This window comes from Chromobacterium aquaticum (assembly GCF_021129195.1).
In the GTDB taxonomy this organism is placed as follows: domain Bacteria; phylum Pseudomonadota; class Gammaproteobacteria; order Burkholderiales; family Chromobacteriaceae; genus Chromobacterium; species Chromobacterium aquaticum.
Window position 1 is genome coordinate 1 of the sequence record NZ_JAJOHW010000180.1, and the last position, 12,492, is coordinate 12,492.

Annotated in this window: 11 protein-coding genes; 7 read left to right on the plus strand and 4 right to left on the minus strand. The window is 64.2% G+C overall.

All coding sequences use genetic code 11. The features are described 5' to 3' along the window. Positions 1-277: 277 nt before the first annotated feature. The 3 genes from LQT98_RS22140 to LQT98_RS22150 form a co-directional block, all read right to left on the minus strand. Positions 278-1,531, minus strand: coding sequence for a glycosyltransferase (locus LQT98_RS22140; protein WP_231465248.1), 1,254 nt, complete (start codon positions 1,529-1,531; stop codon positions 278-280). A gap of 211 nt (positions 1,532-1,742) precedes the next feature. Then, positions 1,743-3,479 carry an L-tyrosine/L-tryptophan isonitrile synthase family protein gene (locus LQT98_RS22145; protein ID WP_231465250.1) on the minus strand — a complete coding sequence of 579 codons (1,737 nt, stop codon included), beginning with the start codon at positions 3,477-3,479 and terminating at the stop codon, positions 1,743-1,745. A 35-nt stretch (positions 3,480-3,514) separates the two neighbouring features. Continuing rightward, positions 3,515-4,492 (minus strand): isocyanide synthase family protein, encoded by a 978-nt coding sequence (locus LQT98_RS22150; RefSeq protein ID WP_231465252.1) that lies wholly within the window; start codon positions 4,490-4,492, stop codon positions 3,515-3,517. A gap of 932 nt (positions 4,493-5,424) precedes the next feature. On the opposite strand from LQT98_RS22150, the gene LQT98_RS22155 reads away from it, so the two are divergent. Continuing rightward, entirely contained in the window at positions 5,425-6,951 is a 1,527-nt protein-coding gene (locus LQT98_RS22155; protein WP_231465254.1) for an amino acid permease, read from the plus strand. Positions 6,952-7,042: 91 nt separating this feature from the next. Here LQT98_RS22155 and LQT98_RS22160 read toward each other — a convergent pair whose 3' ends face one another. Further along, positions 7,043-7,294 carry a hypothetical protein gene (locus LQT98_RS22160; RefSeq protein ID WP_231465256.1) on the minus strand — a complete coding sequence of 84 codons (252 nt, stop codon included), beginning with the start codon at positions 7,292-7,294 and terminating at the stop codon, positions 7,043-7,045. Between LQT98_RS22160 and LQT98_RS22165 the strand changes: the two genes are divergently transcribed. The 6 genes from LQT98_RS22165 (at position 7,293) to LQT98_RS22190 (ending at position 12,264) form a co-directional block, all read left to right on the plus strand. Further along, positions 7,293-7,931 carry a MarC family protein gene (locus LQT98_RS22165; protein ID WP_231465258.1) on the plus strand — a complete coding sequence of 213 codons (639 nt, stop codon included), beginning with the start codon at positions 7,293-7,295 and terminating at the stop codon, positions 7,929-7,931. The two genes, LQT98_RS22160 and LQT98_RS22165, sit on opposite strands and share 2 nt — an antisense overlap. 99 nt (positions 7,932-8,030) lie before the next feature. After that, positions 8,031-9,161: an L-threonine dehydrogenase gene (gene yiaY / locus LQT98_RS22170; protein WP_231465260.1), complete on the plus strand. Its 1,131-nt coding sequence runs from the start codon at positions 8,031-8,033 to the stop codon at positions 9,159-9,161. A 138-nt stretch (positions 9,162-9,299) separates the two neighbouring features. Next, complete coding sequence (locus tag LQT98_RS22175) at positions 9,300-9,719, plus strand: DUF488 domain-containing protein (protein ID WP_053074457.1); 420 nt, start codon at positions 9,300-9,302, stop codon at positions 9,717-9,719. Positions 9,720-9,722: 3 nt separating this feature from the next. Then, positions 9,723-10,151, plus strand: a complete 429-nt coding sequence (locus LQT98_RS22180) for a MarR family transcriptional regulator (RefSeq protein ID WP_231465262.1) — start codon at positions 9,723-9,725, stop codon at positions 10,149-10,151. 71 nt (positions 10,152-10,222) lie between these two features. Continuing rightward, positions 10,223-10,873 carry a response regulator gene (locus LQT98_RS22185; protein WP_231465264.1) on the plus strand — a complete coding sequence of 217 codons (651 nt, stop codon included), beginning with the start codon at positions 10,223-10,225 and terminating at the stop codon, positions 10,871-10,873. After that, the gene (locus LQT98_RS22190; RefSeq protein WP_231465266.1) at positions 10,870-12,264 is read left to right on the plus strand and encodes an ATP-binding protein; all 1,395 of its coding nucleotides are present in this window, start codon (positions 10,870-10,872) and stop codon (positions 12,262-12,264) included. The genes LQT98_RS22185 and LQT98_RS22190 overlap by 4 nt, the downstream gene beginning before the upstream one ends. Positions 12,265-12,492 lie beyond the last annotated feature (228 nt).

Below are 12,492 nucleotides of genomic sequence, written 5' to 3' on the forward strand. Positions count from 1 at the left end.
GCCACGCCCACCGCGGTGGGCGGCGCGCCGCGTTTTTGCGCCGCGGCGTCCGCGGCCGAGTGTTGCCGCCACCACCAGCCCGCGCCCAGCGCCAACAGCACGACAAGGCCCCAGCATAGCGGGGAACGGTAGAACGGGCGGCGGGGCTCGGCGGTTTGGGTCACGGCTCAGACTCCATGGCGGCGGCGCGGCGGCCGCTTGCTTGAACTTTAGGATGGTTTCGACCGCCGGGGCGCCGCAGCCTGCTGGATAGCCGCATGGGGGACGGGATCGATGCTTACGGCATTATGCGCTCCCGTTTTGTAGCGGGCTTTGCTGGCCTGGCCGATTGTGTGTCGAATTGTTGCAACACTTGTCGAAAAGTAGCGTGCGGCTGGCAGGCGGCGAAATGCCGCGCCAGCTGCTCGGCGCGCTGACGGTAGGACGGCGTGGCCAGCATGCGCCGCAGCAGCGGCGGCAACTGGCCGGCTTCGACCTGGCTGCGCCGCAGCATGGCGCCGGCGCCGTAGGCTTCGATATGCCGCATCGCCAGCAGCTGGTCCATATTCGATGGGATGCCGATCACCGGCGTTCCTTGCTGCAGCGCTTGGTAACTGGTGGGGCTGCCGCCGTTGCCTATCACCAGATCGGCGCGCGCGGCGGCGGCCTCGCCGGGCAGGAAATCGGCGCAGAACAGGCCGGGCCGCTGCGGCAGCCGTTGGCGGCCGCCGCTGCTGGCGATCACTTGCAGGCCTTCGCCCAGCAGTTGATCGATCAGCATGGGCAGCAGCGTGAGGTTGCCGGAGGAGCCCAGCGACAGGTAAACGGTGGGGCGGTCTTGCAGCTGCGGCCACCAGTCCGGCAAGGCCCCGCCCGGCGACCAGGTGACCGGGCCCAGATAGTGGTGATGCGCGGGCAGCGGGCTCAGTGGCACCAGTTCCGGCGCGTCGTAATACAGCACTTGGTCGCCGTGGCTCCAGGCGTCGAAGCAGTTGGCGAACGGCGCCAGGCCGTAATGGGCGCGAGCGCGGTTCAGCGGTGCCACCAGCAGGCGGATCGCCAGCGGGGTGATCCAGCGCATCAGCCGCGGCATCAAGGGCAGGCGGTGCAGATTGAGCTTGGCCAGCTCCGGCACCGGCAGCGGCGCCGGCTGGCGGCAAGGGCTCCAGTAAGCGTTGATCAGGTTGATCAGCGGCTTGCCGGCCAGCGTGGCGCTGATGCCCAGCGAGTGGCGGAAATCGCCGACGATGAGGTCGGGGTCCAGGTCTTGGATCAGCCGCAGCTCGCCTTCGACATAGGCGAGGTATTCCTCGCTCCGGTACAGTGGCTTGCCGTTGTCCACCGCGTGAAGAAAGTCGGCGCTGCTCTTGGTGAGCAGCGGGTGGTAGTGGATGTCCCGGCTTTGATACAGATGCTCGAAGCGTGGCGCGGCGGCCAGGTGGATATCGTAGTCCGCGGCCGGCAGCGCGGCGGCCAGGGTGTAGGGGCGGGCGACGTGGGCCAGGGTGACGGCCTCGCCGACGAAGAGGATTTTCTGCTTGCGTGGGTGCATGGCGGCTCAGGGGAGTGGGAGGTGGGAGGCAAGGCCGCCCGGCGGGGCCGGGCGGCTGGCAATCAGGCGCTCAGAAGGTGTTTACGATCTCGCCAACTAAGACGAGACAAGGCGTTGAGGCTGAGAAAGCGGAATGTACAAGTGACATGAGCATTTCGAAGCGGTACTCCCCGTGTCATGTTTCTCGGCGCGGCAGATCGTAAACAGCTTCCTAGCCTTTGTGGACCTGCACGCGCCACAGCTCGCGCCCGCGCGAGGCGCGCGTCATCGCGCGGCGGCCGTGCAGGCTGCTGTAGTTGTCTATCAGCACCAGGTCGCCGTCGTGCCAGTCGTGCTCGATCAGGTTTTCCGGCGCATAAGCCCGTTCCAGCAACTCCTGGACTAGGTTGGGGTAGTCGTCGGCGCGCTCTTCAACATCGACGAAGAACTTCTGCAGTTCGGAATCGCTGTTTTCCTGGAAGCGCAGCACCGCTTCGCCGGTCTCTGGGTGGGTTTCCACCAGCGGATAGACGCGGGCGTCGCCGCCGAAGTAGGTGAATTTGGTGTGATAGCGGATATCCAGTTTTTCCCATTCGGCCAGCGTGGCCAGTGGCACCTGGCGCAGGATGTTGCGCGCGTCCACCAGCGTGGTCTGGCCTTCACCGTGTTGCGGAGCGGTCTTGCAATACAGCGCGAACAGGCTGGCGCTGAAGCGCGGATTCTTGCGCACGAACTCATTGTCGGCCGGCAACATGCTCAGATCCCAGTGCAGCGGCAATTCCTCGAAGGAATGAACGAAGCCATCGGCGTCCTCTTCCGGCTTCACCTTGTGCACCGCGCCGAATTGCCAGATATACGGAGTGCCGAACTGGGCGCTGAATTCAACCAGCTTGTCCTCGTCGGCCACGGCGAAGCCGCGCAGCGCGACGAAGCCGAACAGCTGGGCCAGCCGGGTCAGGGCTGGGCGCGGCAGTGACAGGCAGTCGGCGCCGGGACGGCGGTTTTCTATCAGTAGGCCGAAACGGCCGGCCAGCATCACCGATAGCTCGCAGCCTTCCCATTCCGCGCCGGCTTGTTCCAGATAGAGCCAGGGCTGGCCGTCGAAGCTCACCGCCTTGGCGCGGCGCGCGTCCAGCGCTTGGCGCTTGGACACCAACTCGCCGTGGCCGGCCAGGTTCAGCAGATAGACGCGATGCCAGGGCAGCGCCGCCTCGGCCTGGGCCGGCGACAGGCGGATGGGGTATTTGCCGCCGGGCGCGCCGGAGGCGTGGATGGTCAGCCGGATCGCGTCCGGGAAGTGCTCGGCCAGCATCGCGTCCAGCGCGATGCCGCGCCAGGCCAGGCGCAAGGCGCGCTGCGGCCAGTCCGTGTTCTCGACGATGCCGCGCGCCGCGTTGTCCTCGCGCAGCAGGCCCAGCCATTGCATCTGGCGCGCGGACTGATTGTCCGGCAGCGGCTGGGCGAAGTCGGCGGCCGCGGGCGGCAAGTAGCGGCGCAGCACGCTTTCGGCGCGGTCGCGCTGGCGGTCGAAGCCGGGGCTGATGGTGGCGTAGTCATGCCAGCGCAGCACCGGGCTGGCCAGCAACTGGCGCAGGCGCTGGTGGTAATCGTTGGCGGTGTCGCGCGGGATGTCCAGCAGATCGTGGAAGCTGAGGCCGTCGCTGAACAGTTCCAGCGCGCAGCCGGCCGGATAGACGCGGCTGATGGCGCGGCACAGCCGGTCCAGTTGTTGCAGCACCGCGTATTCGGCGTAATCGGGGCGCTCGGACGCGGTTTTGTCGCGGGTGTTAGGCGATTTCAGCGGAAAACCCGGCAGCAGCAGTTGCAAGGGCCGTTGCCGGCTCACGAAGCGTTCCACTTGGGCGCTCAGCGCCCGGCGGTGGGGCTCGCGCTGCGGGTGGTCGGCCTCTCCCTGGAAGGCGTCGAGCAGAATGGAGACGATGGAAGCGACAATAGGTTCGTTTTGCATGGCGATACTCGAAATGAACGATGAAAGGCGGGGCTTCAGGCGGCGGTGGCGATGAAGTGGCTGGGCCGGCCGTCGACGAAGACCAGGGCGGAACGGCTCTCGTCGATGTCGCTGCGTTTCTTCAGCACGATGCCGTGTTCGTGCTTGACCGCGGCCGCGTGCCAGGGGGTGAGCCAGGCATCGGCGCTGTCCACCAGCCGCACGCCTATCTTGGCGGACACGCGGAATTGCGGATGAATGGACAGGCGCACGCTATCGGGGAAGGTGCGCTCCAGCAGCCGGCTCCAGGCGTTGCTGCGCTGGATCACGCGGTAGGCGTTGGCGCGGGCCAGTTTTTGCAGCGCGGTCTTGCTCTGGCCGGCGAAGCGCTCCATGCCCTGGGCGTCTTCGAACAGGAAGCGGGTGATGCCCTGGTACATCGCGCGCATCGCCGCCTCGTCCTGGCATTGGCGCTTGATCTGTTCGATGGAGTCGCTGAAGAGGATTAGCAGTTCTTCGCGCTGGGAATCCAGGTCGCTGATATAGCCGAAGTGATCCTTGAGGTCGTAGAAGGCGAAGGCCTCGCCGTAGCGGCCGCGCGCATAGGCGCTCAACTCGTCCATATAGGCGGCCACTTCCGCGTCCGGGATGTAGACCACGTCGGAGAAGCAATAGCCGTCCGAGCAGATGGCCACTTGAGCGCCGGGCGGGTAGAGCGCGCGGATGTCTTCGCAGAGCCGGTACAGATTGTCCAGCGCGTGGCGTTCGGCCAGGTCCGGCATCGCGCCCAGCGTCTTGTTGCGATTGGGCGATTTTCCGGGGAAGGCCGGCAGCAGCATGTGAATGGGCGCCTGGCGCTCGATGGCGGCCTGGATCTTGGGCAGGTGGGGCGCCATTTCCGCGGAGGAATCGTGGGCGGCGGCGTCCTCCAGGTGAATGCGGCGCAGTTTGAAAATGATTTCCAGAATCTGGCGCGCCAGCTGCGCATGGCCTTGGCTGGCGGAATGGAAAATCGGATCGACAATCGCGTTCATGGCGGAATCTCTAAATTGTTGGCGTCTCGAGAAGTGTGAATGCGCGGATCTGTTTACGTTTTCCTGTGGAAACGAGGCCCGCTTTTAGGGTGAAAACCAAAAAGAGCATTGACCGTGGCGTGCTCAATGAATACGTGGCCAATTTGAATGGTTGGCATCGATATTTGGCTGAGGCCCGGCTGAGAACGTGTTTACGCTCTTGGTGAAGCGCGGGGCCATTCTAGGTCAGAAGGGAGGGCACGGTTAAAAAATTAGCCGTTATAGAAATATGCGGAATTGTTATATCGATGGCGGACAGTACGGCTTGAATAAGGCGAATCACGAAATTTACTGATTCGCTGTGAATATTTGCCAAATAAGGCGATGTGGAAATTGTAAATGGCTGTGTTACCAAGTGTGATTGTCATTTTGTTTTGACTAGTATTTGTTTGGTTTTTTCTTTGAATGACATGGGCTTAATTTTGTACGTTTAAGAATGATATTCATTCTTGTTTGTAAACATGGGGTGCGGTTTGATGACTGTGAGTTTTCCCATGCAACCATCGCTTTGGGCTTGGGTCGCGGTGCCGGATGCGCCGGCGGGAGCGCGCAGGCTGCGGCAAAATATGTTGGTTTATTGCAACAATAGGGATGGTTTCGTGCGCTGACTGATGACTCCTCGGCTTGGCGCGTCGCGGTGGGATGGATGGAAGTGGGGCGAATCACGGCAGGAGCCGGAGGCTTGAGCGCACCCGATGCGGGGAATTGTTCCTTTGCGAACATGACATTTTCGTTTTTTAAGCTTCGGGAGCATGTTTGACTAGTCAACAGTCGTGGTTGCTGTCATTCTTTTGCGTTTCAATTACGACTGCCTGTCGTAGCGACAACAGGCCGCCGGCTGCCGCCGCGAGCCGAAAGCAATGTCGCCGAGCAGGCGCACTTGAGACAAAGAGATGGAAAAAAAGCAAGAAAGCCAAGAGCTTAGGCGCACCTTGCAGGCGCGCCACCTGTCGATGATCGCCATCGGCGGCTCCATCGGCACCGGCCTGTTCCTGGCCTCCGGCGCCACCGTGGCGTCCGCCGGCGCCGGCGGGGCCTTGATTGCCTACGCCCTGATCGGCCTGATGGTTTACTTCCTGATGACCAGCCTGGGTGAAATGGCCGCCTTCATGCCGGAATCCGGCTCCTTCCAGGTCTATGGTTCGCGCTTCGTCGATCCAGCCTTCGGCTTCGCCCAAGGCTGGAACTACTGGTACAACTGGGCGATCACCGTGGCGGTGGAACTGGCCGCGGCCGCCATCATCATGCATTACTGGTACCCGGCGGTGCCCGGCATCGTGTGGAGCGCCGGCTTTCTGCTGATCATCTTCGTGCTCAATTATTTCTCGGTGAAGGGCTTCGGCGAGGCCGAGTTCTGGTGCTCCATGCTCAAGGTGGCCACCATCGTCGCCTTCATCATCATCGGTTTCCTGATGATCTTCGGCATCATGACCGATCCCAACCCGCAACGCATCGCGCCGGGCTTGTCGGTAATGCAGCAGGGGCAGGGGCCGTTTGTTGGTGGCCTGGCCGCCTTCGTGGGCGTGGCCATGATCGTGGGCTTCTCCTTCCAGGGCACCGAGCTGATTGGCGTCGCCGCCGGCGAATCCGCCAATCCGGGCAAGACCATCCCGCGCGCGGTGCGGCAGATCTTCTGGCGCATCCTGATGTTCTACATGCTGTCCATCCTGATCATCGGCCTGATCCTGCCGTACAACGATCCGCTGCTGCTGAAGAACGATATGAAGGACGTCGGCGCCAGCCCGTTCACCCTGGTGTTCAACCGCGCCGGCTTCGCCATGGCCGCCAGCCTGATGAACGCGGTGATCCTGTCCGCCATCCTGTCCGCCGGCAACTCCGGCATGTACGCGTCCACCCGCATGCTGTACACCATGGCGCGCAACAAGATGGCGCCCAGGCGCTTTGCCGAGCTGTCCAGCAACGGCGTGCCGCGCAATGCCCTGTACGCCACCAGCGTGATCGCCGCGCTGTGTTTCTTGACCTCGCTGTTTGAAACCAACGCGGTCTATCTGTGGCTGCTGAACTCCTCCGGCATGACCGGTTTCATCGCCTGGCTGGGCGTGGCCATCAGCCACTACCGCTTCCGCCGCGCCTATGTGAAGCAGGGCCACGATCTGGCGGACCTGCCGTACCAGGCTAAGTGGTTCCCGCTGGGGCCGCTGTTCGCCTTCGCGCTGTGCCTGCTGATCATGCTGGGCCAGAACTACGAGGCCTTCATCGGCGGCCATATCGACTGGAGCGCGGTGATCGCCACTTATCTGGGCATCCCGCTGTTCCTGGCGCTGTGGCTGGGCTACAAGTACAAGCACAAGACCCGGATGGTGGCGCTGGAAGACATCGACTTCAGCGAAGCGCTGGTCAAGGCGCGCGCCTTGCGCCAGGGCGAGCCCGACGGCAAGCTGGCCAGCGCCACGCGCTGATCCGCTGTGAATTCTGCCAGCCCTGAGGCGGCAGTGCGCTGACAGCCCGGCATAGCCGGGCTGTTTTGCGTAAGGGATTGATTATTCTGGCTTAGGCCTTGAGCGCCGTCGACGCCGGACGCGCGCGCGGCGCGCAGAAGCCGGGACGGCCGCCGGAGCGGCGACGGCGGCTTGACCGCAGGCGGCTGCTTTCTCCTTGGAAATGTGTAATATGGCGGCTGGCGCGGGGGCTCCCGCCGCTATTCCCGATCTTGAGAGTGCTGGCTTCGGAGTCATTCATGCAGTTGCTGACAATATTCATAACAAAGTTTCTGTTTGTGATGGCCGCCTTGCTGCCCATCATGAATCCTCCGGGTTTGGTGCCCATTTTCATCTCGATGACGGCGCGCAACACGCCGCAGCAGCGCCGCTACCTGGCGCGGCGCATCGCGATGTATTGCGCCCTGCTGCTGCTGGGCAGCATGTTCACCGGCGGTTATGTGCTGTCCTTCTTCGGGGTGTCGCTGCCGGTGGTGCAATTGTCCGGCGGCCTGCTGATCACTTTCGCCGCCTGGCGCATGCTCAACGACGCGCCGCCGGAAAGCAGCCCCACTTCCACTGACCAGCCTATCCAGGCGGAGAACCAGGACGTGCTGAAGCAGCGCGCCTTCTATCCGCTGACCTTTCCGCTGACGGTGGGGCCGGGTTCGATCTCGGTGGCCATCACCATGGGCGCTTCGCTGACCGATACCGGCAAGGGCATCGTCAAATACGCGATCTCGCCGCTGGCCGGCAGCTGCGCGGTGCTGGTGTGCAGCCTGCTGGTCTATCTGTGTTACCGCCACGCCGACAAGCTGCTGCGCTACCTGGGCCAGACTGGCTCGGTGGTATTCCTGCGCTTGTCCGCCTTCATCCTGCTGTGCTTGGGGGTGCAGATCATGTGGGACGGTTTCGGCGCCCTGGTCACCCAATTGGTGCAGGATGTGTTGCCGCACAAGTGAGCGGCGAGAGTGGACATCTTTTGACATGAGGCAAATGAGGCACTGAACAAAGCGTTGATACTAGGCTTATGACAAATGTCTTAAGAACAGGAGTTTGCCATGGCCACCAGCGCTTTCTTCATTCCCTGCGTCAACCTGATGGGCGCGGGCTGTCTGCAACAAGCCGTTGAAACGATGCGTGCCTACGGTTACCGCAAGGTATTGATGGTGACCGACACCGGCCTGGTGAAAACCGGCCTGGCCGGTCGTGTCACCGAATTGCTGGGCGGTGTCGGCATCGCCACCGTGCTGTTCGATGGCGTGCACCCCAATCCCACCACCGCCAACGTCGGCGCCGGCCTCGCGTTGCTGCGCGAGCATGGCTGCGACGCGGTGGTGTCGCTGGGTGGCGGTTCGCCGCACGACTGCGCCAAGGGTATCGCCCTGGTGGCAGCCAATGGCGGCAAGATTCAGGATTACGAGGGCGTGGACAAGTCCGCCAAGCCGCAACTGCCCTTGGTGGCGATCAACACCACCGCCGGCACCGCGTCGGAAATGACCCGCTTCTGCATCATCACCGATGAGTCGCGCCATATCAAAATGGCCATCGTCGACAAGCACACCACGCCGGTGCTGTCGGTCAACGACCCGGAAACCATGGCCGGCATGCCCGCCGGGCTGACCGCCGCCACCGGCATGGACGCGCTGACCCATGCGGTGGAAGCCTATGTCTCCACCATCGCCACTCCCATTACCGACGCCTGTGCCTTGAAGGCGGTGACGCTGATCGCCGGCCACCTGCGCCGCGCGGTGCGCAATGGCATGGACATGGAGGCGCGCGAGCAGATGGCTTACGCGCAGTTCCTGGCCGGCATGGCCTTCAACAACGCGTCGCTGGGCTATGTGCACGCGATGGCGCACCAGTTGGGCGGCTTCTACGACCTGCCGCATGGGGTGTGCAACGCGGTGCTGCTGCCGCATGTGCAGGCCTTCAACGCCAAGGCGGCCGGCCAGCGGCTGGCCGATGTCGGCGCGGCGCTGGGCGTGGACGCCAGCGCCGAGGCGGCGATCGCCGCCATCCGCCAATTGGCGGCCGATGTCGGCATTCCGGCGGGATTGACGCAGTTGGGGGTCAAGGAAGAGGATATTCCGGAACTGGCAGCCAACGCCTTGAAGGACGCTTGTGGCCTGACCAATCCGATCCAGGCGAACCACGAAGAAATCTGCGCGATCTTCAAGGCCGCGCTGTAGCAGTAAAGGACCGCGCTGAAACCAGCGCGGTCAAACTGGCGGCTCAGCCGCCATTTTTTGACCATTAAATATCGTAATGCGATATTTCTGACGACGCCGCACCGCCTCCGCCGCCAGATGAAATCAAGGAGTGACGCAATGGACGCAAAGATTCGCCTGTTGCCGGTGAGCGAATACCGGCCGGGCCTTGAGAATGTTTTTCTGATCGAGGAAAACTGGCCAAAAGATCTGCCGCGGCAGGCCTTGGACGCCGCCCACTGGCTGAAGAGCGTGGCGCCGGCGCCAGGCCTGCTCGATTGGCTGCGCCAGGACGAGCGGCATTGGCCCACCTTCTGCGAAGTGTACTGGGCCGACCTGGCGGCGAACCCGCAGCGCTGGTGGCCGCTGTGGAAGGCCAGCCGCCGCGGCGGCCTGGTGCTGCTGCACGCCGGCGGCGGCGACAAGCTGCCGGCGCAGGCCTTGGCGCAGTTCCTGGGCGACAAGCTGGACGAGATCGAGCGCATCGAGGCGGGGGAGTTGGCGTCGCCAGTGTGCTACCGCGCCTTGCTGGACCATTAGCGCATGCCCGAGCCATCCAGCTTTTCCAAACAGGATTTCGAGCGGCTGGCGGATTTCCGCTACCGGCTGCGCCGCTTTCAGCGTTTCAGCGAGGAGGCGGCGCAGCGCCACGGCATCACCATGCTGCAATATCTGCTATTGCTGCAGATCAAGGGCTTTCCCGGCCGCGACTGGGCCACGGTGGCGGAACTGGCCGAAAGGCTGCAATCGCATCACCACAGCGTGGTGGGCCTGATCAGCCGCTGCGTGCAGCAGCAATTGGTGGCGCGCAGCCCGGGACGGGACGACCGCCGCTGCGTGGAAGTGCGGCTGTTGCCCAAGGGCGAGGCGCTGGCGGAGCGGCTGGCGCGCGAGCATCGCGAGGAGTTGCAGGCCTTGCGCCGGCTGGGCGATGTGCTGTCGCTGGACCACTTGCTGCAGTCTGGAGATTGACGCCGGCGCGGTGGATTTTGCCATGATGCTCTGGCATGATTTCGCCATTGCCCCGGCCGTGGAGAAATGTCGTGAACATACTGTTGGTGGAGGATGACCTGGCGCTGGGCGAGGCGCTGGGACAGGCGCTGCGCCAGGGCGGATTCCGCACTGTCTGGGTGCGGCGGCTGAAGGAGGCGCGCACCTTCCTGGCCGAGGAGCCGCAGGACGCGCTATTGCTGGATCTGGGCCTGCCCGACGGCGAAGGCCTGCATCTATTGCAAGAGTTGCGCAGCCAAGGCTCCACCCTGCCGGTGATCATCCTGACCGCGCGCGACGCGCTGGAAAGCCGGCTGGCCGGCCTGCACAACGGCGCGGACGATTATCTGATCAAGCCCTTCGCCATTCCCGAGCTGCTGGCCAGGCTGCAGGCGGTGACCCGCCGCAGCAGCGGCTTCGTGTCGGCCAACTGGCAGATCGGCGATTTGTGCATCAATGCCGACACCCGCGAACTGTCGATGAGCGGCGCGGCGGTGGCGTTGTCGCCGTCCGAGTTCGCGCTGGTGTTCGAACTGGTGCGCAAGGCCGGCAAGGTGGTCAGCCGCGAGCATCTGGTCGAGCACCTGTGCTGCGAATCCGACAACGCCTTGGAAGTACATGTCCACAATCTGCGGCGCAAGCTGGGCTCGGACTGGATCCGCACCATACGCGGCGTCGGCTATCTGCTGCCCAAGCCCGCATGATCATGCCCTCCCTGGCCAGGCGCTCGCTCTATCGGCGGCTGCTGTGGACCAGCCTGAGCACCATACTGGCGGTGTGGCTGGTCTTGTTCGCCTGGTTTTACTGGGAAGTGACCCGGGTGGGCTCCGGTTATCTGGACGGCGATCTGCGCGGGCTGGCGCGCTCGCTGGGCACCGTCTACAGCGCCGACATCAAGACCGGCGAACGCGTGCGCATCGTCGATCAACTGATAGGCCAGTTCGGCCACGGCTACAGCGAAAAACCGCCGCTGCGCAGCGAGCTGGCCTACCGCATCGTCGACAAGCGCCAGCACTTGCTGGCGGTGTCCAATACCTGGCCGGAACTGGAACTGCCGATACGCGCCGATGCACCGGCCAACCAGGGGCGCTGGCGCATCTTGATGGTCGACGCCGTCGACGCGCCGGTTCAGGTGCAGCTGGCGGTGGCGCGCAGCTTCGTGCAGCGGGTGCAAGCCGAGATCCTGGTCTTCTTCCTGATGCCGCTGATCGCGGCTGTGCCCATCATCATGCTGCTGCTGCGCGTCGGCTATGGCCGCGCCTTGCAGCCCTTGGCGCTGCTGGCGTCCACCATCACCTCGCGCGATGTGCAGTCAACAGCGCCGCTGGCCTGCCCCGATCCCGAATATCAGGAACTGCGGCCGGTGTTCAATTCCGTCAACGAGTTGCTGTCGCGGCTGGCCACCTTCCGTGAAGGAGAGCAGCGCTTCTTCGCCGACGCCGCGCACGAGTTGCGCACGCCGCTGGCGGCGATAGGCGCGCAAGTGCATTTGCTGGCCAGGGCCGAATCGGAGCAGGAGCGGGCGGCGCTGGCGGCCTTGCTGGACGCCAGCATCGCCCGCAGCGGCGAACTGGTGGGCAAACTGCTGACCTTGTCGCGGCTGGACGCCGAGTCGGCGCAGGTGCGCTCCGAGCCCTTCGACCTGGCGGCGCTGGCGCGCGCGGCCTTGTCGCGGCACGTGCCGCACGCGCTGGCGCGCAATATCAACCTGGCTTACGACGGCGAGCAGGCGCTGCCTTGCCGCGGCGACGCCAGCGCGATGGACGGCTTGCTGGACAATCTGCTGGACAATGCGATTCGTTATTGCCCGGACGGCGCTTCCATCAATGTGGAAGTCAATGCCGGCTTCGCCAGCGCGCGGCTGGCGGTGCTGGACGATGGGCCGGGCATCGCGCCGCAATGGCGCGAGCAAGTGCTCAAGCGTTTTGTGCGGCTGCCGGACAATACCGTTACCGGCAGCGGTCTGGGCCTGGCCATCGTCAAGCGGGTGGTGGAACTGCACGGCGGCAGCCTGCTGTTGACCGATGGTCTGAACGGCAATGGCCTGGGAGTGGAAATTCGACTGCCGCGCAGCATGATGGCGGAAGAGGCATGAGTCTTTTCGAAGCCGCGCTCGCCGCGTCGGGCTTCATGAGGCGCGGCGGGCTGTGGCGGGAGTGGACGGCGCATGGTGAATCGCAGGCGGCAAACCAGGCCCGGTAAGAGCCTGTCCAAGGGCTCGCTCTGGCTCGCGAGATCATGAACAGCTTCCAGAACGGGCCTGGTTTGCCGCTTTTCATGGCGCGGTCTTGTCCGCGCCCTCCCAGCCGCCGCCCAGCGCGGC